At 71.8% G+C, this 24,059-nt stretch carries 19 protein-coding genes and 1 pseudogene; 9 read left to right on the top strand and 11 right to left on the bottom strand.

The window, feature by feature from the left end:
* Positions 1-16: 16 nt before the first annotated feature.
* From L1785_RS08510 to L1785_RS08480, 7 genes are all read right to left on the bottom strand, one after another.
* A complete protein-coding gene (locus L1785_RS08510) occupies positions 17-1,537 on the bottom strand; it encodes a WXG100 family type VII secretion target (protein WP_236088782.1) in 1,521 nt (506 codons plus the stop codon).
* A 308-nt stretch (positions 1,538-1,845) separates the two neighbouring features.
* On the bottom strand, positions 1,846-3,342 hold the full coding sequence (locus tag L1785_RS08505) for a GMC family oxidoreductase (protein WP_236088781.1): 1,497 nt from the start codon (positions 3,340-3,342) through the stop codon (positions 1,846-1,848).
* A gap of 54 nt (positions 3,343-3,396) precedes the next feature.
* Positions 3,397-4,113, bottom strand: a complete 717-nt coding sequence (locus L1785_RS08500; RefSeq protein ID WP_236088780.1) for an ABC transporter ATP-binding protein — start codon at positions 4,111-4,113, stop codon at positions 3,397-3,399.
* Entirely contained in the window at positions 4,110-4,823 is a 714-nt protein-coding gene (locus tag L1785_RS08495) for an ABC transporter ATP-binding protein (RefSeq protein ID WP_236088779.1), read from the bottom strand. Before L1785_RS08495 ends, L1785_RS08500 begins: the two co-directional genes overlap by 4 nt.
* The gene (locus L1785_RS08490) at positions 4,820-5,851 is read right to left on the bottom strand and encodes a branched-chain amino acid ABC transporter permease (RefSeq protein WP_236088778.1); all 1,032 of its coding nucleotides are present in this window, start codon (positions 5,849-5,851) and stop codon (positions 4,820-4,822) included. The genes L1785_RS08495 and L1785_RS08490 overlap by 4 nt, the downstream gene beginning before the upstream one ends.
* The gene (locus L1785_RS08485; protein WP_236088777.1) at positions 5,848-6,720 is read right to left on the bottom strand and encodes a branched-chain amino acid ABC transporter permease; all 873 of its coding nucleotides are present in this window, start codon (positions 6,718-6,720) and stop codon (positions 5,848-5,850) included. The genes L1785_RS08490 and L1785_RS08485 overlap by 4 nt, the downstream gene beginning before the upstream one ends.
* A gap of 12 nt (positions 6,721-6,732) precedes the next feature.
* Positions 6,733-8,040 carry an ABC transporter substrate-binding protein gene (locus tag L1785_RS08480; protein ID WP_236088776.1) on the bottom strand — a complete coding sequence of 436 codons (1,308 nt, stop codon included), beginning with the start codon at positions 8,038-8,040 and terminating at the stop codon, positions 6,733-6,735.
* A gap of 228 nt (positions 8,041-8,268) precedes the next feature.
* On the opposite strand from L1785_RS08480, the gene L1785_RS08475 reads away from it, so the two are divergent.
* The 4 genes and pseudogenes from L1785_RS08475 (at position 8,269) to L1785_RS08460 (ending at position 10,910) form a co-directional block, all read left to right on the top strand.
* Positions 8,269-9,228: an AraC-like ligand-binding domain-containing protein gene (locus L1785_RS08475; RefSeq protein ID WP_236088775.1), complete on the top strand. Its 960-nt coding sequence runs from the start codon at positions 8,269-8,271 to the stop codon at positions 9,226-9,228.
* Positions 9,229-9,320: 92 nt separating this feature from the next.
* A pseudogene (locus L1785_RS23380) lies at positions 9,321-10,154 on the top strand (zinc-dependent alcohol dehydrogenase); the annotation flags it as partial.
* A 77-nt stretch (positions 10,155-10,231) separates the two neighbouring features.
* Positions 10,232-10,495 carry a MoaF C-terminal domain-containing protein gene (locus L1785_RS23195; RefSeq protein ID WP_236088773.1) on the top strand — a complete coding sequence of 88 codons (264 nt, stop codon included), beginning with the start codon at positions 10,232-10,234 and terminating at the stop codon, positions 10,493-10,495.
* A 25-nt stretch (positions 10,496-10,520) separates the two neighbouring features.
* Positions 10,521-10,910 carry a nuclear transport factor 2 family protein gene (locus tag L1785_RS08460; protein WP_236088772.1) on the top strand — a complete coding sequence of 130 codons (390 nt, stop codon included), beginning with the start codon at positions 10,521-10,523 and terminating at the stop codon, positions 10,908-10,910.
* Between the two features lie 12 nt (positions 10,911-10,922).
* On the opposite strand, the gene L1785_RS08455 is transcribed toward L1785_RS08460, so the two are convergent.
* Entirely contained in the window at positions 10,923-12,332 is a 1,410-nt protein-coding gene (locus L1785_RS08455) for an aldehyde dehydrogenase family protein (protein ID WP_236088771.1), read from the bottom strand.
* A 365-nt stretch (positions 12,333-12,697) separates the two neighbouring features.
* On the opposite strand from L1785_RS08455, the gene L1785_RS08450 reads away from it, so the two are divergent.
* Positions 12,698-13,816: a hypothetical protein gene (locus tag L1785_RS08450; RefSeq protein WP_236088770.1), complete on the top strand. Its 1,119-nt coding sequence runs from the start codon at positions 12,698-12,700 to the stop codon at positions 13,814-13,816.
* Here L1785_RS08450 and L1785_RS08445 read toward each other — a convergent pair.
* The 3 genes from L1785_RS08445 to L1785_RS08435 all read right to left on the bottom strand — a co-directional run bounded on the left by L1785_RS08445 (position 13,813) and on the right by L1785_RS08435 (position 19,023).
* The gene (locus L1785_RS08445) at positions 13,813-15,477 is read right to left on the bottom strand and encodes a thiamine pyrophosphate-binding protein (RefSeq protein ID WP_236088769.1); all 1,665 of its coding nucleotides are present in this window, start codon (positions 15,475-15,477) and stop codon (positions 13,813-13,815) included. The genes L1785_RS08450 and L1785_RS08445 overlap by 4 nt on opposite strands.
* Before the next feature lie 169 nt (positions 15,478-15,646).
* The gene (locus tag L1785_RS08440; protein ID WP_236088768.1) at positions 15,647-17,110 is read right to left on the bottom strand and encodes an NAD-dependent succinate-semialdehyde dehydrogenase; all 1,464 of its coding nucleotides are present in this window, start codon (positions 17,108-17,110) and stop codon (positions 15,647-15,649) included.
* A complete protein-coding gene (locus L1785_RS08435) occupies positions 17,107-19,023 on the bottom strand; it encodes an FAD-binding monooxygenase (protein WP_236088957.1) in 1,917 nt (638 codons plus the stop codon). The genes L1785_RS08440 and L1785_RS08435 overlap by 4 nt, the downstream gene beginning before the upstream one ends.
* 156 nt (positions 19,024-19,179) lie before the next feature.
* Here L1785_RS08435 and L1785_RS08430 point away from each other — a divergent pair, with 156 nt between their 5' ends.
* From L1785_RS08430 to hpaD, 4 genes are read left to right on the top strand one after another with little or no spacing between them, the layout of a single operon-like run.
* Positions 19,180-20,694 (top strand): fumarylacetoacetate hydrolase family protein, encoded by a 1,515-nt coding sequence (locus L1785_RS08430; RefSeq protein ID WP_268914995.1) that lies wholly within the window; start codon positions 19,180-19,182, stop codon positions 20,692-20,694.
* Positions 20,691-21,395, top strand: a complete 705-nt coding sequence (locus L1785_RS08425) for a GntR family transcriptional regulator (protein WP_236088766.1) — start codon at positions 20,691-20,693, stop codon at positions 21,393-21,395. The genes L1785_RS08430 and L1785_RS08425 overlap by 4 nt, the downstream gene beginning before the upstream one ends.
* Entirely contained in the window at positions 21,392-22,900 is a 1,509-nt protein-coding gene (hpaE, locus tag L1785_RS08420; protein ID WP_236088765.1) for a 5-carboxymethyl-2-hydroxymuconate semialdehyde dehydrogenase, read from the top strand. The genes L1785_RS08425 and hpaE overlap by 4 nt, the downstream gene beginning before the upstream one ends.
* Positions 22,901-22,902: 2 nt before the next feature.
* A complete protein-coding gene (gene hpaD / locus L1785_RS08415) occupies positions 22,903-24,048 on the top strand; it encodes a 3,4-dihydroxyphenylacetate 2,3-dioxygenase (protein WP_236088764.1) in 1,146 nt (381 codons plus the stop codon).
* Positions 24,049-24,059 lie beyond the last annotated feature (11 nt).

Genomic DNA, 24,059 nt, shown 5'->3' with positions numbered 1-24,059 from the left:
TCACGTCGCTGGGAGGTCACTGGTCGACATCCACGTCCCAGTTCGTCGCGAGGTCGTCCGCGATGCGGCCGAGCCGGTCCGGGTTGGTCAGGCGGTACTCCTCGATGCGGTCGGACACGTCGGTCTGCAGGATCTCCTGGACACGACCCGGGTCGTTCGCGAGCAGGTCCTGGTACGCGGGGAGCGTGTCGGCCTTGATGTAGTCCCAGCGCTGCCCGGTGTCCGCGATGTTCCCGTCCGGCAGCGGGGTGTCGATGGTGACCGACCCCTGGACGGGGTTGTCGACGGACAGGCCGGTGAACGGGATGTCCACGCTCTCGGGCCCGGGCGTCTCCACGGTCACGCTCAGCGGGTTGTACTCGCCGAACGTCCCCGCACCGGGGATCGACGCCTCACCGACCACCGTCATCATGTAGGTCATCGCCTCACCCGTGACCGGGTGGTTCCGCATGTCCCCGTAGTCGTCCGCGATGATGTCCTGCTGCTCGCGGCGCAGCATCTCGACGTTGCCCTCTTGGACGCGCTCGGGATCGCCGGACGCGATGTCCGCCCAGGCGTCGTACGCCGCCTCGTCGATCGCACCGGACTCGTACATCCGGTCGATCTCTGCCATGCCGCCGTGCTCGTAGGCGGCGTGCATCGAGGCCTGGTCGCGGAAGATCTCCTGCTGCATCGACAGGAAGGTGGTCTCGTAGAAGCGCAGCTCGTCGTCGGTCATCCCGGCGACCTGCTCGATCAGGACGCCCTGGGGGAGGCCGCCGGGGAGGTGCTGGACCACCTCGCCCGCGACCTCGAAGCCCTGCGCGACATCGCGCATCAGGGCCAGGTCGAGGAAGCCTGCGGCGAACGACGGCCCGATCATCGCGGCCATCCCGGCCCAATGCAGGTCGGGGTTCTCGAGATACAGCTGCGCGTAGTACTCGTAGACGGCCTCGATGTTCTCGCGGTTCGCCTCGGCCCCGAGGCTCGGGTCCCACTCGAGGTAGTCGATGCCGGCGTCCTGGGCCGCCTGCCGGGTCCAGTGCGCGTTGGCGACCAGGCGGGCGTCCGGTCCCGGGTACAGGCCCTGAGCCTCCATCGCGGCCAGGAGGGCGGCGATCTCCTCGTCGGAGGCGGTCTTCAGCCAGGCCTCGCGCTCCGCGTTCGAGAGGTCCGTGTACTCCTCGGGGGTGAGCGCAGGCGTCTGGGGAGTCGTGGGGACGCCGGCCCCGGGTCCGCCCGGCGCGGTGTCGGAGATGGGGCCGCTGGTGCCCGCCCCGGCGATCCCGGCGTCCTCGCTCGTCTGCTCCTGGCTGTCGGCGTTCCGGTCCAGCGCGTCGCCGGCCTGCGTGAGAGTGTCGATGGCCGCAGACATGTTCCCGCGGTGCATGCCCGACCACTCCGCGTAGAACTCTTCGGCGTTCGGGCCGAACCAGTCCAGGCCGTCGATCAGTGAGTCCACCTGAGCGCGCGCGGCCTCGAGGGTCTGCGTCTTCTCTCGAATGGTGGCCGCGAGGGTGCGCAGCTGGGCGATGTCGGCGCCCCATACCTCACCCATTGGTCCCCCGCTCCGCCGGTCGTCCGCGTACCGGTGGACCCGGTCAGCCTTGGGGCCGGTCATCCGGCAGAGGTGAACATAGCGGGATCCGGCTCGGGCGGCCATGGGGAGATCTGCCCCTCCACGACGGCACCACCCTGACCGTGCAGACCGAGGAAGCGATCGCCGCCGTCCTGCAGAGCGACGGGCGCACCACCTCGCAGGACGGCGGCAGGAGATCCGGGACCAGGTGCGGGTACTCCTGCCCGGGTGGCTCCGCCCGACGGCGTCGGCGCCGGCCACGGACGTGATTGTTGAAACCAGGCTGCTCAGGCAAGCAGGTGGTCCGCCGCCTTCTCACCGATCATTGCGCTCGGCGCGTTGGTGTTGCCCGTGGTGATCGTCGGCATGACCGACGCGTCCGCCACCATGAGGCCCTCGATCCCGCGCACCCGCAGCGTGGGGTCGACGACGGAGCGCTCGTCCGAGCCCATGCGGCACGTGCCCACCTGGTGGTGGTAGGTGATCACGCGCCGGCGGATGTACTCCACGAGAGCGTCGTCGCTCAGGTCGTTCGACGGGTAGTGCGGTCGCGCCTTCCAGTCCGAGGCGAGCGCCTCCTGCGCCCCGACCTCGAGGCACTGCTTGACCGAAGCGAGCATCGAGGAGACGTCGCGCTCGTCCTCCATGACGTGCGGGTCGATGAGGATGCCGTCCGCCGGGTCGGCGCTGGCCAGGCGCAGCGTGCCCCGCGATCGCGTGGTGACGATGCCCGCCATGAGCGAGAAGCCCCACGGGATCGGCTCCATGTCCGGCTCGAGCATCGGCACGGCGAAGTTGATCGGCTGCGTGTCGGGGACGGGCAGCGACGGATCGGAGCGCCAGAACCAGTGCGTCTGCGTCACGCTGCGGTGCGGGGTCGGAGGATCCACCTCGCGGTCGGTCGCGAAGATCACGGGGACGAGGTAGTGGTCGTGCAGGTTCTCGCCGACCGGCAGATCCGCGACGACGTCGATGCCGAGGGCGGTGAGGTGCTGCGCCGGGCCCACCCCGCTGCGCAGCAGCGTCTCGGCGCTGCCCTCGGCACCCGCCGAGAGCACGACCTGATCGGCGGTGATCACGCGGCCGTCTGCCAGCTCGACCCCCGTCGCCCGGCCGCCCTCGATCCGGACCCGGTGCACCACGACACCGGTGAGCACGGTGAGGCGGCCCTCGTCGACGGCGGGCTGCGCGTAGGCGTCCCACGTCGTGACGCGGTCGCCGTCGGCGACGGTCACCTGCTGGACCGAGACGCCTCCGAGCTCGTCCACGTTGTAGTCCCGGTTGAGGGGGAGGCCCGCCTGCACGGCCGCGTCGATGATCGCCTGCTGCACCGGGTGGAGCGGCTCGTTGGGCGCGACCGGCAGCAGCCCGTCGGTGCCGCGGCGTGCGTCGGCGGCACCGTGCCACTGCTCGATCCGCCGGTACACCGGCTCGACGTCCGCCCATGACCAGCCGGGGCAGCCGTCGGCCGCCCAGCCGTCGAAGTCCTCAGGGGCGCAGCGCACCCAGATCGCGGCGTTGAGGGAGTGGGAACCCCCGAGCACGCGCCCGCGCGGCAGGTGGATCCGGCGACCGGCGGCGTGCGGCTGGGGCACCGTGTGGTAGCCCCAGTCACGCTCGCTGTGCCATAGCTGGTTGAGCCGGCCCACGTCCTGGATCATGTCGTCGCGGTTGGACCCGCCCGCCTCGAGGATCGCGACCCTGCGGCCGGCGTCGGCCAGGCGCCGGGCGACGACGCTCCCCGCGGTCCCTGCCCCGACGACTACGACGTCGTAATCAGCCATGGCTGTCTCCTTCTCCTTCCGGGCGACGGGTGCGCCGCCGTGGTCATTGCTCGTTCAGTGCTCGGTGAGGCGGTACGCCGCGGTGAGCTTCTCCGGATGGTCCAGCAGCTCCTTCGCCGGCGCACGCAGCGTGACGAGGCCCTGGGCGAGCACCGTGACGCTGGTCGCCAGCTCGAGGGCGACACTGGTGAACTGCTCGATGAGCAGCACCCCGACGCCTCGTTCGGCGACGGCCCGCAGCGCGGGCACCAGGCGCGCGACGACCAGCGGTGCCAGCCCGAGCGACATCTCGTCGATCACCAGGACCTTCGGCCGGGCGGCGAGCGCGGTGGCGAGGGCGAGCATCTGCTGCTGACCGCCGGAGAGCGAGCCCGCAGGCCGGTCGGCGAAGCCGTGGATCTCGGGGAAGAGGTCGAGCATCGAGTCGACCGCCTCGGCGCGTTCGTGGCGCGGCAGCAGCAGGGAGGCGATGGTGAGGTTGTCGGCGACCGAGATGTCGCCGAACACGCGGTGTCCCTCCTGCATCGTCGCGACGCCGGCGCGGCGCACCCGGTTCGGCGCGAGGCCACGGATGGTCGTGCCGTCGGTCGTGATCGAGCCGCTGGTGTCACGCAGGATCCCGGCGACGGCCAGCACCGTCGATGACTTCCCCGCTCCGTTCGCGCCGAGCAGCGCCGTGACCTCGCCCGCGTTGACCGTCAGGTCGATGCCGTGCACGACCTCGATCCCGCCGCGGCGGATGCGCAGGTCGCTGATCTCCAGGGCGGTCACGTCGTCACCTCCTCGTCGATGCCGAGGTACGCCTTGCGCACCTCGGGGGAGCTCAGCACCTGGAGCGTCGGGCCTGCCGCGATCCGGCGGCCGAAGTCGAGCACCGCCACGGTGCCGCACGCCGCGCGCACCAGGTCCATGTCGTGGTCCACGAGCAGCACCAGTGCGCCCACCTCCTCGGGGATGCGCGTGATCAGCCCGAGCAGCCGCTCGGACTCCGCCGGGTCGAGACCGGCCGCGGGCTCGTCCAGCAGCACGAGGCGCGGCGTCCCGACGACGCAGGAGGCGATGTCGACCAGCCGCCGCTCGAACATCGTCAGCTCCGCGCCCAGCCGGTGCGGCCGCGCGAGCCGTACGTAGTCGAGCGCGCGGTCGGCGTCGGCGGCGGGGGAGCCGCTGTGCTCGGCGGCGAGCAGCACGTTCTCGCGCGCCGTGAGGGTGCGGACGACCTGTTCCTGCTGGAACGAGCGGCGCAGGCCCCAGCGCGCGCGGCGGTGCGCCGGGACCGCCAGCAGGTCGTCGCCGTCGAGGTCGACCGACCCGGCCACCGGGAGCGCGAAGCCGGACAGCACGTTGAACGTCGTCGTCTTGCCGGCGCCGTTGGGGCCGATGACCCCGCAGACACCTGACTCGAACGCCAGCGAGACGTCGTCGAGCGGCTTCACGCCGCCGTACCGGACGGTGATCCCGGACAGGGTGAGCCGGCTCATACCGTCACCTCCCGCCGGGGCCGCGGCCACAGCCGCGGCCGCAGCCGCCGCCACAGCTCGGCGAGCTGGCCGGCGATGCCCGCCTGGGCGGTCGTGACCGCCTGGACCAGCCCGAGGCCGAGGACGACGAACACGAGGTTGCCGTCGAGGCCGACCGTGCTGAGCAGCTGAGGCATGCCGTAGAAGAACAGGCCACCGATGACGGCGCCCAACAGCGAGAAGGCCCCGCCGATGAGCACCGTCGCGAAGAGCAGGACCGACTGCTGCGCCTTGAACGACGCGGGGTCGAGAATCCCGGAGCCGGCCGCGAGCAGCGCGCCCGCGACCCCGGTGACCGCGCTCGTCACGGCCAGTGCGAGCAGGCGGTGGGCGACGGTGTTGACGCCGAGGGAGACCGCGCCGGCCTCACCCTGCCGGATCGCGGCCCAGGTACGACCCGGCCGCACCATGAGCAACCACCGCAGCAGCGCCAGGACGACGACGACGACCACCCCGACGTAACGGAAGAACTCGTCGTCGGACTGTCCGAGGCCCGGCCGCGGCATGATCACCGCGAGCGTGCCGCCCGACACGCGGCCGAGGAACCCGTTGCCGCCGTTGGGGAAGCCGGCGTACGTGACGAGCACCTCGAGCGCGCCGGCGACCATGAGCGTGACGATCGCGAGGCTGAGGCCCGACAGGCGCAGGGCAGGCAGGCCCACCAGCACGCCGACGACGGCCGTGACCAGAGCCGCGAGGACCATGACCACCTCGAACGGCAGGTGGGTGGCGTGGTAGATCCGCAGGGTGGCCCAGCCGCCGACGGCGACCAGGCCGATCTGCATGATCGACACGAGGCCCAGCCGGCCGTACAGCACGCCGACGCCGGCGGCGGCCAGGGCGTAGATCGCGCACACCGTGAGGGTGCGGAGCGCCAGCCCCGCGCCGACGCCGGGCAGGAACGGCAGTCCGAGCGCGAGCACGAGTCCGACGGCGAGCCCGACGAGTGCGCCCCGCACATCGGTCCGGGAGAAGAAGTCCTGCTTCATGCGCGCACCACCCCGACCGTGACGACCCGACGCCGGGTCGCGACGAGGATGACGATCGTCGCGACGACGAACGGCACCGCTGTGCTGAAGGCGCTGACCGTGGGCCAGGCGGAGACGAGCGACTGCCCGACGCCGACGGCGAGGCCGCCGACGAGGGTGAGCCAGAGCGAGACGAAACGACCGATGACCACGGCAGCGAGCTCCGGGATGATGAGGAATGTGAGGAACGCGGGTTCCAGCCGCGTCTGGTCGGCCAGGAGGATGCCGGAGATGCCGGCGACCGCGCCGGAGACCGCCCAGGCCGTGTTCTCGACGAGCCGCACGTTGGTGCCGACGACGGCGGCGAGCTCACGGTCGCTCGCGAGCGCCCGCATCGACGTCCCCATCGACGTGTGGCGCAGCGCGAGGAGCGTGCCGACGACGACGAGCAGCGCGAGGGCGAGGCAGACGAGCTGGGTGACGTTGACCCGCGCCCCGGCGACGTCGAAGGAGATGCGGCTCGTCTCGAGCCTCATCGTCCGCGCCTTGTCGTTCCAGACGAACAGCATCACGCCGAGCAGGGCGAGGGCGAGCCCGAGCGTCGCGATCGCCTTCCGGAGCTGGTCGACCCGGGCCAGGGACGGCCCGGCGACCAGCCCGAAGAGGAAGGCGATCGCGGCCCCGGCCGCGATGCCCAGGGCGATCGCGACCGGGGGCTGCATCCGCAGCTCGACCGTCTGCCACACCAGCAGTGCGGCCATGCCGCCGACGGCGCCGTGGGCGAAGTTCAGGACGCCCGTCGTGCGGTACAGGACGAGCACCCCGACCCCGGACAGGGCGTAGACCGAACCGATGACGAGGCCGGCGACGACGAAGGGGAGCAGGTTCACGGTGCGGCCGCCCTACTCGGTGAGCAGTCCCTCGGACTGCTCACGCTCCAGGATCTCGGCCATGTCGGGGTCCGCGACGTCCTGGCAGCCCTCGAGCTCGACGTAGGTGCCGCTCTCGATGATCGCCATGCGCGTCGCGTGGTTGGCGTGGTGCTCGTCGGCCTCGCCGTAGTACCAGGGGGCGCAGAGCAGGTCGGACTCATAGCCCCTCACCCCGAGAACGGCCTCGGACACCGTCTCGCGGTCCAGGTTCTCGGTGTCGAGCGGCAGCAGCGCGTCCACGAAGATCTTCGCGGCGAGGAAACCGGCCTGGCTGAACGTGTCGCGCGGGGCGTCGGCGTCCGCGTACTCGTCCATGACGGCCCGCCACTGGTTGGCGTCCTCGCCCTCGGCGGTCACGAGCGCGAGCTCGGAGTTGGCGACGAAACCCTCCCAGTAGTAGCCGATCTGCTCGCCGAACTGGGCGTCGTAGCAGGAGGCGGTGCAGGCCCACTGGATGTCGCCCTTGGCGTCCTGCTGCTCGGCGGTGGCAAGGATCGACGCCGTGATGGGCGCCGGGTCGACGACGACGAGGCTCGCCGGGGCGGCCTGCTTCACCTGGCTGACCAGCGGCAGGAAGTTGCTCTCCGCCGGGTCGGACAGGACGTCGCCGACCAGGTCGATGCCCGCCTGCTGGGTGTACTTCTCGATACCGTCGGCCACCCAGTCACCGTTGCCGCGGGTGTTGAGGCCGATCGCGAAGAACGGGTCGGCCTGGCCCTGCCGCTCGAAGTACTGCAGCGTGGCCAGCGCCGAGGTGCGTGGGCCGGCGTTGACCGGCGCGATGTTCGAGGACTCGAAGCAGGCCTGCGGCACGCCGACGCCGGTGATGGAGTACAGGCCCGCCTTCTCGTACTCGACGTTGGCGACGTCGCAGCCGACGAAGGTCGCGTCGCCGACCATCGCGACGACCGACGTGTCGGAGGCGTAACCGGCGGCGAGCTGCGCGGTCTTCGTCGGGTCGAGGGCGTCGTCGCCGAACTCGTACCGGACCGGCCGGCCGTTGATGCCGCCGTTGTCGTTGACGCAGTCGAAGTAGGCCTTCGCGGAGCTGGGCGACGACGAGAAGTCGACGCCGCCCGACGCGGTCGCGACCGCGGCCACCTTGATGGGCTCGCCGGTCGCCTCCTCGCCGGTGCCGAGGCCGCATCTGAGGTCGTCCGCGTCGGCGGAGGGCGCCCCCTGGATGGTTCCGGTGTCGGTCTCCGCGACGCAGGCGGAGAGCGCGACGACCAGCGCTCCGACGCCGAGGGCGGCCGTCGCCCTGAGGATGCGATTCATTGCAGCACTCCTTCGTACTGGGGGGCAGGCATGGATGCACGTCCTGCCAGGTGCAAGGCAAGCGGACGCGGGAGGGCCGCGGATTGAACCGGCGCGAAGAGCGGTTGTCGTTCCGTGCACGGCGGCGTCGAGCCGCCAGGAGTCAGTACCGGTGCCGGAGGTTTTGGGGCTACGATCGCCGGTGACCTGGGCTCCACATCGGCGTGAACGAGCCCGACGGAGGTGAGGATGTCTTCCACGTACGCACCCTCGCTCGGCACGGTTTCCGTGCTCCAGCGGATCGGGTCGCTCTCAGACTTCCGGGGCATCGTCGACAAGTCGTTCGTGCCGCTCAGGGTGTCGAGCCAGCGCGCGCACGACTTCGGTGCCTCGGTCCGCGCGGCGTCCCTGCGGGACTTCAACCTAGTGGAGATCGCGTCCGTGCCGCACGTGGTGGAACGCACGCGCAACCTCATCGGTGAGTGCACGAACGAGCCCGCGTACAAGGTGAGCCTCATGCTCGAGGGCACCGGCTACATCTGCCAGGACGGTCACGACGTCGTCCTGCGGCCCGGCGACGTCGCCGTCTACGACACGACCCGGCCGTACACCCTCGTGTTCGACGACCGGATGCGCACCATCGTGGCGATGTTCCCCAAGCGGCTCGTCGACCTGTCCGACGACCGCGTCGCCCGCCTCACCGCGACGGCGCTCGGCAGCGACGACTCGCTCGGCGAGATGGTCAGCTCGGTGCTGGAGCAGCTTGCCGGCCGCCTGCACCTCGTGAACGCGTCGACCGGATGGCGGCTCGCCCGCAACGCCGTCGACCTCGTCACCATCCTGCTGCGCGACCAGCTCGGCGAGGACCGGGCAGTGCCCGCCGATCAGCTGCTCGACGCGATCTACGCCCACATCGAGGAGCACCTGGCCGACCCGGCGCTCTCGCCCACCGCGATCGCCGAGGCGCACTACATCTCTGTCCGCCATCTGCACGCGCTCTTCCAGCACGCGGGGATCTCGGTCTCCTCCTACATCCGCACGCGGCGCCTCGAGCGCTGCCGCACCGACCTCGCCGACCCGGCGCTCGCGGCGGCGACCGTGACGGCGATCGCGTCGCGCTGGTCGTTCGCGGACGCCCCGCACTTCTCCCGCACCTTCAAGGCGGCCTACGGCGAGACGCCGTCGGAGTTCCGCGCCCGGGTCGCCTAGCGCGGTCACGCGGCTCTGCCGCACCCCTGCGCGAGCGCACAACGGTTGCGCGCCCACGCGACCCGTTCCCGCTCGTCCCCGGGCACGAGTTCGTGGGCGTCGTCGTCGCCGTCGGCCCCGTGGACGGAGATGGGGACGACCGGGGGCTCGAGGTCGGCGACCCCGTCGCCGTCGAGATGCTCGTGCCCTGCCACCGCTGCGACCGGTGCCGCGAGGGCCGCCACAACCTCTGCGAGCTCGACGACCCCGTGCGCCATCCTGGCCCCGGCCGCCAGACGGGCGTGAACATCCCCCGCACGACCCGCCCGTTCTCCGGCGGGTACGCCACCCACCTCGTCGTGCCCCGCGAGGGTGTGGTCCACCGCGTCCCCGACGGGCTCGACCTGGAGACCGCCGTGCTCGTCGAGCCGCTCGCCGTCTCGGTCCGCGCCGTCGAGCGCGGCCGCGTGGGCCTCGGCGACAAGGTCGTCGTCATCGGCCCCGGTCCCATCGGCCTCCTCGCCGCGGCCGCCGCCTCGGCCGCAGGGGCGAGCGAGGTCGTCGTCGTCGCCGGACGCACCGAGCGTCGCACCCTCGCGCGCGCCTTCGGTGCCACCGACACCGTCGCCGAGCGTGGCGAACGGCTCGTCGCGGCGATCCGCGAGCGCCTTCCCGGCGGCCCCGACGTCGTGATCGAGTCGGCCGGCTCGGTCGACGCGCAGCTCGACGCGATCAGGATCGTCCGCCGTGGCGGACGTGTGGTCCTCGCCGGCGCGTGCGGCTCGGGCCCCGTCGTGTCGATCCCGTCCGACGAGTACCTCCTCACGCGGGAGATCGACGTCCTGCCGTCGTTCCTTGCCGCAGGCGGTTACGAGCGCGCGCTCGACCTGCTCGCGCAGGGCCGCTTCCCGTTCGCGTCGCTCGTCACTCACGTGTACCCGCACGCGGACGTGGAGCGGGCGCTCGCGGCGGTGCGCGAGCGCGCCGAGGGCCTCATCAAGGCCGTCCTCGTCCCGCCGGCACCGTGTGTCTCCAGGGCGAGCAGCGCGGCCACGGCGACGTCGACCTGTCGACGCTGTGGAAGTTCGCCGACGGCCTGTACCTGTTCTGCTTCCGCGAGTTCGTCATCCCCGTGGCAAGCGTCTGGCTGCACGACCTCGGGTACGAGCTGCGGACCACCGACGTCTTCGTCGGCATCAACGCCGAGGGGAGGGCTGACCACCGGCGGGCCGGCGGGCACATCTACCCGCTCGGCGCCGTTCGCTACCCCGACGTGCAGCCCGTCTGACCGACCCGTACCGAAGGAGGCCCTCATGAGGACCAACCACGACATCGTCACCGCTCACTACGCCGCGTCCGCGGCAGGCGACCTCGACGCGATGCTCCCACCGCTGTCCGAGTCCACCCGCTGGACCGAGGCAGCGGGCTTCCCCCGCGCGGGCACCTGCACCGGGCCCGAAGAGGTGCGGAGGAACGTCTTCGAGGCGATCGGCCGCGACTTCGACGGGTACCGGTTCACCCTGGAGAGGCTGCTCGACGCGGGCCCGGTGCAGGTCGGGATCGGCACCTACACCGGGACCTGTCGAGCGACGGGGAAGTCCTTCACGGCACGGGTCGCGCACGTGTGGCACCTGCGGGACGGGCAGGTCACCACCTTCGAGCAGATCGTCGACTCGGTGCCGGTGCGGGACGCGATGGTGTAGCAGCGGCGGCGCTCAGCCGCTGATCACCTGCGGGACGGCGACGGACTTGAGGCCCTCGGTGCCGAACTCGAGGCCGTAGCCGGAGCGCTTGGCCCCGCCGAACGGAACGAACGGGTGCACACCGCCGTGGCTGTTGATCCAGACGGTCCCCGCCTGCAGGCGGCCGGCGACCGCGACGGCTGCATCCCGGTCGGCCGACCACACCGAGGCGCCCAGACCGTCCTCGACGCCGTTGGCCGCCGCGATCACCTCCTCGATGTCGCTGAACCGGACGATCGGCAGGGCGGGCCCGAACTGCTCCTTCTGGACCAGCGCGGCCTCGTCGTCGATGTCGGCGACGAGGGTGGTGGGGTAGAAGTATCCGGGGCGGTCGCGGTCGGGGTCGCCACCGAGCACGATGCGGGCGCCGCGCGCCTTGGCGTCCTCGACGAGCGTGTCGACCACGTCGAACTGCATCTTGTTCTGCAGCGGGCCGAGCACGTTGGCCTCGTCGGTGCCCACGCCCATCGGCATCTTGGCGGCGAACTCGGCGAGGGCCTGGACGACGGCGTCGTAGACGTCGTCGTGCACGTACAGCCGCTTGAGCGCGGCACAGGTCTGGCCGGTGTTGATGAACGCGCCCCAGAACAGGTCCTCGGCGATCGCGGTGGGGTCGACGTCGTGCAGGACGACGCCCGCGTCGTTGCCGCCGAGCTCGAGCGTGAGGCGGGTGATGTTGCCCGCCGAGGCCGCGATGACCTTCGAGCCGGTCGCGGTGGAGCCCGTGAACATGACCTTGCCGATCTCCGGTCGGCGCACCAGTGCGTCGCCGACGTCGCCCGCACCCGTGACGACCTCGAGCACGCCCGCGGGCAGGACGTCGTTGATCACCGCCGCCAGGGCCAGGCCCGAGAGGGTCGTGTGCTCCGACGGCTTGGCGACGACGGTGTTCCCCATGCGCAGCGACGGGGCGATCTGCCAGATCGCGATCATCATCGGCCAGTTCCACGGCGTGATGACGCCGACTGTGCCTACCGGCCGGTAGGAGAGCTCGGCGTGCCCGGACTCGTCGTCCAGGACGGTCTCGGTCGGCAGCTCCAGGGCGGCGGTAGCGCGCAGCCAGCTCGCGCACGCACCGACCTCGAACCGCGCATTCGGCCCGTTGAGGGGCTTGCCCTGCTCCCGGGACAGGATCAGCGCCAGGGCCTCGGCGGATGCGTCGACGGCGTCGGCGAGCTCCAGGAGGGTCTGACGGCGGTCGCCGTCCGGCAGCGCTGCCCATCCGTGCCGGGCGTCGACGGCGCGGGCGACCGCGCTGTCGAGATCGGCGAGGGTGCCGACCCGGGCGAGGCCGATCAGGACCCCGGTGGCGGGGTCGGTGACCTCCCGGAAGGTGCCGCCGGTGGCGGTGACCTTGGCCAGGAGTGTGTCGTAGGTGTACATCAGGCCTCCTTGACGTGACGCGCGTTCGCGACGATTGTCGGCAGCGCCGGGACCCGCCGTATTGACCGTGAGCGCACGACACCGTGCATTCCGTGCATGTCCGGCCACGGGGCGATGTCCTCGTCTCCCAGGCGAGATCGCACGTTCCTGTGGCACGATGAAATGAGCCGCCGATCATTTGTTGGCAGCGCTGAATTGACGTTCGATGGGGGGCTCGTCATTTCATGACTCAAGCGAGCGCGGATTGGCTGCCGTTCCGGAGAACGGCGATCGCCTTTACGGTTCTCGGCGCCGCACTGGCTGCCTTTGGGCTGGGCGGTTACGGTGGGCAGGACACAACACGCGCGGTCTCCGATGCGTCTTTCGTGGTGTTCTCGACGCTGGCTGCGATCGCGTGCTTCCGGGCGGCGAGACGTCGTCCCCGCGGCCGTCGTCTGCCCTGGTGGCTGCTCGGTGGCGCGGCGTCGTGCTACGCGGTCGGGAACATCGTCTGGTTCTACTACCAGGTCATCGCACCGGAGACCCAGACCTATCCCGGCCCGGCGGACATCTTCTTCGTCGCCGTCGTGCCCTTTGCGGTCGGGGCGATGCTGACACTGCCCAGCCGGAGCCTTTCGGGGGCAGGTCGGGCACGGGCGATCGCGGACGGGCTCATCGTCGGCGCGGCGCTCTTGTTCATCAGCTGGATCCTGGTCGTGGGTCCATTGGTCGAGCAGCTGGGCGAGGCCTCGTGGATCTATCTCGCCGTCTACCTGTACTACCCGCTGACAGACATCCTGATCATCTCGGTCGCGACGGGCGTGGCGGTCCGGGCGACCGGCCGGGAGCGTGCGCCGATGTTGCTGGTGGCCACCGGCTTCGCCGCCATCGCCTGCGCGGACACCGGGATCAGCTACCTCGCCCTGCAGGGGCGGGAGGCGGCGGGCAGCGGATGGGACCTCGGCTGGACCTACGGCTACATGCTGCTCGCGCTGGCGGCGTCGATTCCGGTCTGGGAGAACGTCACCGAGGGTCGGGCGGATCCTCGAGCCCTGGTGCGCGAGCTCCTTCCCTACCTTCCGGTGGGCGCGGTCCTGGTGGTCGCCGTGAGCGACCCGTCCCGGCTGACCGACGGAGTGCTGGCCGTTCTGCTGGTCGCGGTCGTGGTGCTGCTGGTCGTCCGGCACATGCTGACACTGGCCGACAACATCCGGCTCACGGGCCACCTCGAGGACCTGGTGCGGGTGCGCACGGACGACCTGGAGCAGCTCAGCCGCCGTCACCTGGTGTACGCGCTCAGTGACGCCGGCGTCACGCGGACCGGCGAGGACGAGGGCATGGTGGAACGGCTCACCAGCCGCCACGAGGACGTCGGCGTCGTCGCCCAGTGGCTCCGGGAAGCCCACGAGGCCGGCAGGGCCGAGGGACGCGAGGAAGCCGGGCAGGGGGCGGTTGCCGTGAGGCGGCCGACCCGCTCCTCGATGAAGGGGGAGGACACGCTCTAGCGGACGCCGTTCTCCCGCAGGATCTCCTCCTGGTAGGGGGCGACGACGGACGCCGAGACCCGGCAGTCGACCAGCAGGAAGTGGCGGCCGGTGACGGGCTCGGCCGCCCACGAGGCGACGCGGTCCAGGTCGGCGAGCGAGCGCACGACGACGCCTTCCGCGCCGACGGCGGCGGCGAGGGCGCCGAAGTCCGTCTCGGGGATGCGCATCAGCTCCTCGGTGATGCCCAGCCGCCCGTACACGTGCACCTCGGCGCCGTAGGCGGCGTCGTTCCACACCACGGCGATGCCGCGCCCGCCGGCGGTGCGTATCGCGGTCTCGAGGTCGGCGAGGGCCATGAGCCCGCCGCCGTCGCCGGTGGTGAGCACGACGACGTCGTCCGGGCGTGCCGCGGCGGCGCCGGCGACGCTGGGGAAGCCGAGCCCGATGGACTGGAAGGCGGTGCCGACCATGATCATCCGGTTGGGGGAGGCGACGGGCCAGTACATGTTGGCCCAGCCGATGAAGTGCCCGCCGTCGGAGACGACGACCCGGTCGGCAGGCAGCAGGCCGGCGAGGCGGTGCGCGACGGTGCGCGGGTCGAGGCGTCCGTCGGGCGCGATCCCGTCCGCCGGGCCGGTCTCGTAGCTGCGGGCCGCGGCGACGTCCACGGTCTCGCGCCACCCGGACGGCTTCGCCCTCAGCGTGCGCAGCTCCTCCACGAGGGCGCGGGCGACGAGCGCGGCGTCGCCCCGGACGAAGCCACCGACGTGCCGGTGCGTCGCGGCGGGCGCGATGTCCACCTGGACGACTCGCGTTCCCGGCGCGAACAGCTCGCCGAAGCGCATCGTGAACTGGTTGAGCGACGCGCCCAGCACGACGGCGACGTCCGCCGCGCGCACCAGCGCCATCGCCCCCTCGGCGCCGAAGCCGCCCGCGACGCCGAGGTCGTACCGGCCGTCGCGGAAGACGCCGCGGCCCAGCGCCGTCGTCGTGGTCAGCGCTCCCGTCGCGTCCGCGAGATCGCCGAGCGCCTCGCCCGCGCCGGCGAGCCAGGCGCCGCGACCCGCGAGCAGCAGCGGCCGCTCGGCGTCGGCGAGGTGCCGGGCGAGGTCGGTGATGGCGGCCGCGTCGAACGGACCCGCCGGGGCCATCGGCCCGGGAAGCGTGAGCTCCGGGGCATCGGGGACCGGGCCGGCCTCGAGGGCGGCGACGTCGTAGGGGATCGCCAGCACCACGGGCACCCGGTAGGTCAGGGCGTGCTCGATCGCGATGACGGTGGTGGCCGCAGCGTCCGCGCGGCCCACCGTGTAGGTGCGGGCGCCGACGGCGGCCGCGAGCGCGATCTGGTCCACGTCCCACGGGCGCGGGCCCGACGTCGGCTCGTCACCCGCCAGCAGTACCAGCGGCACCCGGGCCTGCGCGGCCTCGGCGAGCGCCGTGAGCGCGTTGGTGAAGCCCGCACCGTAGGTGGCGGTGGCGGCGGCGATGCGGCCCGACGCGCGGAAGTGGGCGTCGGCGGCGACCACGCCGCCCGCCTCGTGCCGGACGGCGGTGAACCGCGCCCTCGTCGAGCGCTCGAGGGCGTCCAGGAACCAGGCGTTGCCGTTGCCCATCACGCCGAAGACGTGATCGATGTGCTGGGCGAGCGTACGGGCGACATGTGCGGACACGGTGGGCACGGGGCCTCCAGGGAAACAGGGACGGATGAGTGGTGCAGTCCGTATGTGTCCCCTGCGGGCCAGGCTCTGGGCCTGCGGCGCGCCCCTTTTTCGAGCGCAGGCGGCGCATTGTCCGCCTCGACGATCGGGAGTGTAGCCGCAGGCCGGGCCGCGCGCCTGCCGGCCGCCGTCAGGCTGGGGTCAGCGTGTACTTGGTCTGGAGGTACTCGTGGATCCCCTCGGCGCCGCCCTCCCGGCCGAGGCCGGACATCTTCCAGCCGCCGAAGGGCGCTGCAGCGTTGGAGACGACGCCGACGTTGAGGCCCATCATCCCGGTCTCCAGCCGCTCGATCATGCGCTGGCCCCGCGAGAGGCTCTCCGTGTAGACGTACGAGACGAGCCCGTACTCGGTGTCGTTGGCCAGGGCGACCGCCTCGTCCTCGGTGTCGAACGGGGCGATCGCGAGCACCGGACCGAAGATCTCCTCCCGCAGGATGTCGCTGCCGGGCGCGACGCCGGTCAGGACGGTCGGCTCGAAGAAGCTCCCTGCCCCCTCGACCCGCGAGCCGCCCGAGGCCAGCTCGGCTCCTCGGGCGACCGCGTCCTTGACGAGCGCCTCGGCCTTCGCAACTGCCTTGTCGTCCACCAGAGGGCCGATGGTCACGTCCGGGTCGGTGCCGCGCCCGATGACGAAGCCGTCGACCGCCGCGGTGACGCGGCGGGCGAACTCGACGGCGACCGTGCGGTGCACGAGGAAGCGGTTCGCGGCCGTGCACGCCTGCCCGATGTTGCGGAACTTCGCCGCGAGGGCTCCCTCCACGGCCTTGTCCAGGTCGGCGTCCTCGAAGACCACGAAGGGGGCGTTGCCGCCCAGCTCCATCGAGGTGCGCAGCACGCCGGCTGCGGCCTGTTCCAGCAGCCGCCGGCCGACCGGCGTCGACCCGGTGAACGACAGCTTCCGCAGCCGGGGGTCGGCGATGATCGGGCCGGAGACGGCGGACGAGCTGGAGGTCGTGATCACGTTGACCACGCCGTCGGGCAGGCCGGCGTCCTGCAGCAGGTTCGCGAGATACAGGGTCGTCAGCGGCGTCAGGGCCGCAGGCTTGACGACGACGGTGCAGCCCGCCGCCAGCGCCGGTGCGATCTTGCGCGTGGCCATGGCGAGGGGGAAGTTCCACGGGGTGATGAGGAAGCAGGGCCCGACGGGGTGCTGGGTGACGATCATGCGCCCGGTTCCCTCGGGGTTCGGCCCGTAACGGCCGGTGACCCGCACGGCCTCCTCGGAGAACCAGCGCAGGAACTCGCCGCCGTACGTCACCTCGCCGCGCGCCTCCGCGAGCGGCTTGCCCATCTCGAGGGTCATCAGGAGGGCGAAGTCCTCTCGGCGCTCCTGCAGGAGGTCGAACGCGCGGCGGAGGATCTCACCGCGGACCCGGGCAGGCGTCGCCGCCCACTCCGCTGCGGCGGCGACGGCAGCGTCGAGCGCCGCCATGCCGTCGTCGGGGCCCGCGTCGGCGACGGTCTTGATGGTCTTGCCGGTCGCCGGGTCCTCGACCGTGAGCGTGGCCCCCGCAGAGGCAGGACGCCAGCGGCCGCCGATGAGGAGCCCGTCGGGGACGGCGGTGAGCAGGTCGTGCTCGCGGGTGGCGGTCATGCGTTCTCCTTGATGCGCGTGGTGTCCTGCCGGAGCAGCGCACCGGCGAAGAATGCCGCGAGCTCATCCGTCGCGCTCAGCGGCAGCACGGCGGCCACGTACTGGTCGGGCCGGACGACGACCACTGCGCCGGCGCGGTCGATGCCACGCAGCCCGAAGATGTCCTGTGCCGGGTCGGTGGCGTAGACCTTCTCGTAGTCGACCAGTCCGAACGGGCCGACCCGGGGCTTGAAGACATCGGGCACGTCGGCGAGCTCGACGCCGAAGTGGTCCTGCTGGTAGACGACCTTGACGTCGAGCACCGAGTCCGGGTCGGTCCCCGCCGGCGTGTGCCGCAGCAGGGGAGAGCCGGGTGCGGTGCCCAGCCACTCGGCCCAGTCCCGCAGCGCCGAGGGCTCGCCCGGCGCGGCGGCGTCGGCGAACGCGTAGACACGCCACCGTCCGTCGGCGCGGGCGTGGTGCCCCAGGTGTGCGGGGTTGCCGTCGGCCACGCGCTCGACCGGAGCCGACTTGAACCGCTTGCCGACCGGGAAGCCCGTGGCGAGCTCCTGGTGGGCGCCGCCGGACACGATCATCGACGGCTGGTACTGGGTCATGAACCCGCACGGGAACTCGATCGTCCTGACGTAGAAGTCCTCCAGGTAGGTCGGGTCGGGCAGGTCCTCGGGAGGCGTGGCCATGAGGCGCGACCACTCCCGGTCGAAGTCGATGAGCTCCTGCGCGACGACCTGCCGCTCCGCCGAGTAGGTGGCCAGCAGGGCTTCTGGTGCCCGTCCGGTCAGCACGTGGGCCAGCTTCCAGGCGATGTTCCAGCCGTCCTGCATCGACACGTTCATGCCCTGCCCGGCCTTGGCGCTGTGGGTGTGGCAGGCGTCGCCGGTGAGGAACACCCGGGGCGTGCGGACGCCGGTGAGCTCGTCGGGAACGTCGTCGAACCCGTCGGTGACCCGGTGGCCGACCTCGTACACGCTGTGCCAGGGCACGTCCTTCACGTCCAGCGTGTAGGGGTGGATGATCTCGTTGGCCTTGGCGATGATCTCGTCCAGCGACGTCGCGCGGACGCGGGCGCCGTCGCCCGGCGGCACCTCGCCGAGGTCGACGTACCAGCGCACCAGGAATCCGCCCTCGCGCGGGATGAGCAGGATGGACCCGCCGTCGTGCGACTGGATGGCGCACTTGGTGCGCACGTCGGGGAAGTCGGTCACGGCGAGCACGTCCATCACGCCCCAGGCGTGGTTGGCCTTGTCGCCCACGGGCTTGCGGCCGATCGCGTGCCGTACGGCGCTGTGCGCCCCGTCGGCCCCGATGACGTAGCGGGCGCGCACCGTGCGCTCGGCGCCCTGGTGCGGCCCGGCCGTGTGCCGCAGCGTCACGGTGACCGGGTGCTCGCCCCGGTCTGCCACCGTGAGCCCCACGACCTCCAGGCCGTAGTCCGGCGTCAGCCGTGCGGGCGCCGTGGCCGCTACGTCGGCGAAGTAGTCGAGCACGCGCGCCTGGTTGACGATCAGGTGCGGGAACTCGCTGATCCCGTGGGGGTCGTCCGGCGGGACGGCGGCGCGGACGATGTTCCCCGGAACCTCGGGGTCGGGCTTCCAGAACGCCATCTCGGTGATCCGGTAGGCCTCGGCGGTGATTCGCTCGGCGAACCCGAACGCCTGGAACGTCTCGACGCTGCGCGCCTGGATGCCGTCGGCCTGGCCCATCTCGAGGCGCCCGGCCCGTCGCTCGACGAGGTGCGTGCGGATGCCCGGGAACTGCGCCAGTTGCGCGGCGGCGATCATCCCCGCCGGGCCGCTGCCGACGATGAGCACGTCGACCTCGTCCGGCGGCTCGGCAGGCCGCTCGAGACCGTAGCCCTCGGCCGGCCGTACGTGCGGGTCGCCGGTCACATATCCGTGGTGGTGGAACTGCAACATGACTCCCTTGTCATCCGGGCCGGCCGTCGTCGGCAGGCCCGTCGTCGTGGGCGAGGCCGGAGGGGCCTTGCCGTGTTACCCCCGACCATATACGATCTGTGATACGAAACGCCAGAGGTCGTGGAACCAGCGGAACGACGGGCAAGGGAGCTCATGGGTACGGAAGCGCAGGCCCCTCGGGTACAGACACGAACACTGCCCGTGGCTGTGCCGCTCGCGGTGCGGCCGGGGAAGATCGTCGCCGTCCACCTTGCGTACGTCTCGCGCGCCGACCAGCGCGGACGGCGACCCGCGGCACCGTCGTACTTCCTCAAGCCGACCAGCTCGCTCGCCGCCACGGGCGGGGTGGCCGAGCGGCCCGCCAGCACGGAGCTGCTCGCCTTCGAGGGGGAGATCGCGCTGGTCATCGGCGAGCCGGCCCGGCACGTCCCCGTCGAGAAGGCGTGGGACCACGTCGCCTCCGTGACGGCCGCGAACGACCTCGGCGTCTACGACCTGCGCTGGGCCGACAAGGGCTCGAACGTGCGCTCCAAGGGCCGCGACGGCTACACGCCGATCGGCCCCGCTCTCCTCGACGCCCGCGCGATCGACCCTGCGGGCCTTCGCGTCCGTACCTGGGTCAACGGCGAGCTCGTGCAGGAGGGCACGACCGACGACGACGCGCTGCTCTTCTCGTTCGCGCAGATCGTGGCCGACCTGTCCCAGCACCTCACGCTCGAGACGGGCGACGTCATCCTCACGGGTACGCCGGCCGGGTCGAGCGTCGTGGTGCCGGGCGACGTCGTCGAGGTCGAGGTGGACGCCCCGACGGCGCCCGGCGCGCCGTCGTCGGGCCGCCTGGTGACCACCGTGGTGCAGGGCGACGTGCCGTTCGGCGACGTCGGCGCGGGCCCGAAGATCGACGACACGCAGCGTGCCGAGGCGTGGGGGAGTCGCGAGGCCGCGGGCCTGGAGCCCGAGCCGGAGCCGTTCGTGCTCACCGACGAGCTCGCCGGCAAGCTGCGGCGCGCGCCCGTCGCGGGGCTCTCCGCCCAGCTGCGCCGGCGCGGCCTGGACAACGTGATCATCGAGGGCGTGCGGCCGAACGTGCCGGGCGCGACGATCGTGGGCCGCGCACGGACGCTGCGCTTCGTGCCGAACCGCGAGGACCTGTTCGCCTCGCACGGCGGCGGCTACAACGCACAGAAGCGTGCGTTCGACGCCGTCGGCGCCGGCGAGGTCATCGTCATCGAGGCGCGCGGCGAGACGGGCTCGGCCACCCTCGGCGACGTCCTCGCGCTGCGCGCGCGAGTGCGCGGGGCCGCAGGCGTCGTCACCGACGGCGGCGTGCGCGACTTCGACGCCGTGGCCGCCACGGGGCTGGCCGTCTTCTCGAAGGGCGCCCATCCCGCGGTGCTCGGCCGCCGGCACGTGCCGTGGGACACCGACGTGGCCGTCGCCTGTGGCGGCGCGACCGTGCTGCCTGGCGACGTCGTCGTGGGCGACGCGGACGGCGTCGTCGTCATCCCGCCGCACCTGGCCGAGGAGGTCGCCGACGCGACCCTCGCCCAGGAGGAGGAGGACGCCTGGGTCGCCGAGCAGGTCGCTGCCGGCCATCCGGTCGACGGGCTGTTCCCGCCCAACGCCGAGTGGCGGGCGCGCTACCAGGCGTGGAGGAGTGCACGATGACCGTCGCCGGCGCCGAGGCAACCGCGTCCAGCAAGTCCCAGCTCGCGTACACGTACCTGCGCGACCGCATCGCGCACCGCGAGCTGAGCCCGGGCTACCGCCTCGTGCTGCAGAGCATCGCCGACGAGCTCGCGATGAGCGTCGTGCCCGTGCGCGAGGCGATCAGGCGGCTGGAGGCCGAGGGCCTGGTCACCTTCGAGCGCAACGTCGGTGCGCGGGTCGCGATGGTCGACGAGCACGGGTACGTCGACGCCATGCAGGCCCTGGGCGTCGTCGAAGGAGCGGCGACCGGCCTCTCTGCGCCCGGCATCTCCGCCGAGGACCTCAAGCGGGCCTCGGACGTGAACGACCAGCTGCGCGCCCTGCTCGACTACTTCGACCCGCACGCGTTCACGGCACTGAACCGGCAGTTCCACTCGGTGCTGTTCGAGTCGTGCCCCAACCAGCTGCTGCTCGACATGGTCCACCGCGGATGGGCTCAGCTTTCCGGGCTGCGGGACTCCACGTTCGCCTTCGTGCCCGGGCGGGCCCGCGACTCCGTGGCCGAGCACGTCCACATCCTCGACCTGATCGCCCGCAAGGCCGACCCGCTCGAGATCGAGATCGCTGCGCGCAACCACCGCTGGGCGACCATGCAGGCCTTCCTGGACGCCCGCGCCGACGGAGCGCACCACCAGACACGACACACGGAGACACGATGACCGACCAGACGACCAGGCACGTGCCCGCCGGCCTGCCCGACCGCATCCAGCACTACATCGGCGGCAAGTTCGTCGACTCGGCGGACGGTGGCACGTTCGACGTGCTCGAACCGGTGACCAACGAGGTCTACGTGCGGGCGGCGGCAGGAAAGGCGGCCGACGTCGACCTCGCCGTCACCGCGGCGCGCGACGCGTTCGTGGACGGCCCGTGGCCGCGGCTGCTGCCGCGCGAGCGCTCGCGGATCCTGCACCGGGTCGCGGACATCGTCGAGTCCCGCGACGCGCGCCTCGCGGAGCTGGAGAGCTTCGACTCCGGCCTGCCGATCACCCAGGCGCTGGGCCAGGCGCGCCGGGCCGCGGAGAACTTCCGGTTCTTCGCCGACCTGGTCGTGGCCCAGTCGGACGACACCTTCAAGGTGCCCGGCCGCCAGATCAACTACGTCAACCGCAAGCCGATCGGCGTCGCCGGCCTCATCACGCCGTGGAACACGCCGTTCATGCTCGAGTCCTGGAAGCTCGGCCCCGCGCTGGCGACCGGCAACACCGTCGTGCTCAAGCCCGCGGAGTTCACCCCGCTCTCGGCATCGCTCTGGGCCGGCATCTTCGAGGAGGCCGGGCTGCCCGACGGAGTGTTCAACCTCGTCAACGGCCTCGGTGAGGAAGCGGGGGACGCGCTCGTCAAGCACCCGGACGTGCCGCTGATCTCGTTCACGGGCGAGAGCCGCACCGGGCAGCTCATCTTCGCCAACGCCGCTCCGTACCTCAAGGGACTGTCGATGGAGCTCGGCGGCAAGTCCCCGGCCATCGTCTTCGCCGACGCCGACCTGGAGGCCGCGATCGACGCGACGATCTTCGGCGTCTTCTCTCTCAACGGCGAGCGCTGCACCGCCGGCAGCCGCATCCTCGTCGAGCGCGCGGTCTACGACGAGTTCGTCGAGCGGTACGCCGAGCAGGCGAAGCGTGTTGTGGTCGGCGACCCGCAGGACCCGAAGACAGAGGTCGGCGCGCTGGTGCACCCCGAGCACTACGAGAAGGTCGTCTCCTACATCGAGATCGGCAGGACCGAGGGCCGGCTCGTGGCAGGGGGCGGGCGCCCGGAGGGTTTCGAGACCGGCAACTACGTGGCTCCGACCGTCTTCGCGGACGTGCCGCCGTCGGCCCGGATCTTCCAGGAGGAGATCTTCGGCCCGGTCGTGGCGATCACGCCGTTCGACACCGAGGAGGAGGCCCTCGCCCTGGCCAACGGGGTCAGGTACGGGCTGGCCGCCTACGTGTGGACCAACGACCTGAAGCGCGCGCACAACTTCGCGCAGGCCGTCGAGGCGGGCATGGTCTGGCTCAACTCGAACAACGTGCGCGACCTGCGCACGCCGTTCGGCGGGGTCAAGGCCTCCGGCCTCGGGCACGAGGGCGGCTACCGCTCGATCGACTTCTACACCGACCAGCAGGCCGTGCACATCACGCTCGGCAAGGTACACAACCCGACGTTCGGCAAGGGAGCCTGACGATGACAAACACCACCGGGCCTGTCGTGACCAGCGACGCGCCGATCACCGCCAGCGACCCGATCCCCACGCCCCTGGCGCCACCGCCGGACATCCTGCGGTGTGCGTACATGGAGCTGGTGGTCACCGACCTGGCCGCCTCCCGGAACTTCTACGTCGACGTGCTCGGCCTCGTCGTCACCGAGGAGGACGAGGACGCCGTCTACCTGCGGAGCCTCGAGGAGTTCATCCATCACAACCTCGTGCTGCGCAAGGGGCCCGCGGCCGCCGTCGCCGCCTTCTCCTACCGGGTGCGCAGCCCCGAGGAGCTCGACCGGGCCGTCGAGTTCTACACCGAGCTCGGCTGCCGCGTGGAGCGCCGCAAGGAGGGCTTCACCAAGGGCGTCGGCGACTCGGTGCGGGTGACCGACCCGCTGGGCTTCCCCTACGAGTTCTTCTACGACGTCGACCACGTCGAGCGTCTCGCGTGGCGGTACGACCTGCACACTCCCGGCGCCCTGGTGCGCCTGGACCACTTCAACCAGGTCACGCCGGACGTGCCGCGCGCCGTGAAGTTCATGGAGGACCTCGGCTTCCGCGTCACCGAGGACATCCAGGACGACGAAGGCACGACGTACGCCGCGTGGATGCGCCGCAAGCCGACCGTGCACGACACGGCGATGACGGGCGGCGACGGCCCGCGCATGCACCACGTCGCGTTCGCCACGCACGAGAAGCACAACATCATCGCGATCTGCGACAAGCTCGGCGCGCTGCGCCTGTCGGACCGCATCGAGCGCGGTCCGGGCCGGCACGGCGTGTCCAACGCGTTCTACCTGTACCTGCGCGACCCGGACGGCCACCGTGTGGAGATCTACACGCAGGACTACTACACGGGCGACCCCGACAACCCCGTGGTGACCTGGGACGTGCACGACAACCAGCGCCGCGACTGGTGGGGCAACCCGGTGGTGCCGTCCTGGTACACGGAGGCCTCGCTCGTCCTGGACCTGGACGGCAACCCACAGCCCGTCGTCGCCCGCACGGACACCTCGGAGATGGCCGTGACCATCGGCGCGGACGGGTTCTCCTACACGCGTGCCGGGGACGACGCCGAGGCGCTGCCGTCATGGAAGCAGGGCGAGTACAAGCTGGGGCACCAGCTCTGAGGGGAGCGTTC

The organism is Antribacter soli (genome assembly GCF_021568775.1).
Classification (GTDB): domain Bacteria; phylum Actinomycetota; class Actinomycetes; order Actinomycetales; family Cellulomonadaceae; genus Antribacter; species Antribacter soli.
The sequence above is the reverse complement of the archived record's forward strand: the minus strand, read 5'-3'. Positions and strand labels throughout refer to the sequence as shown.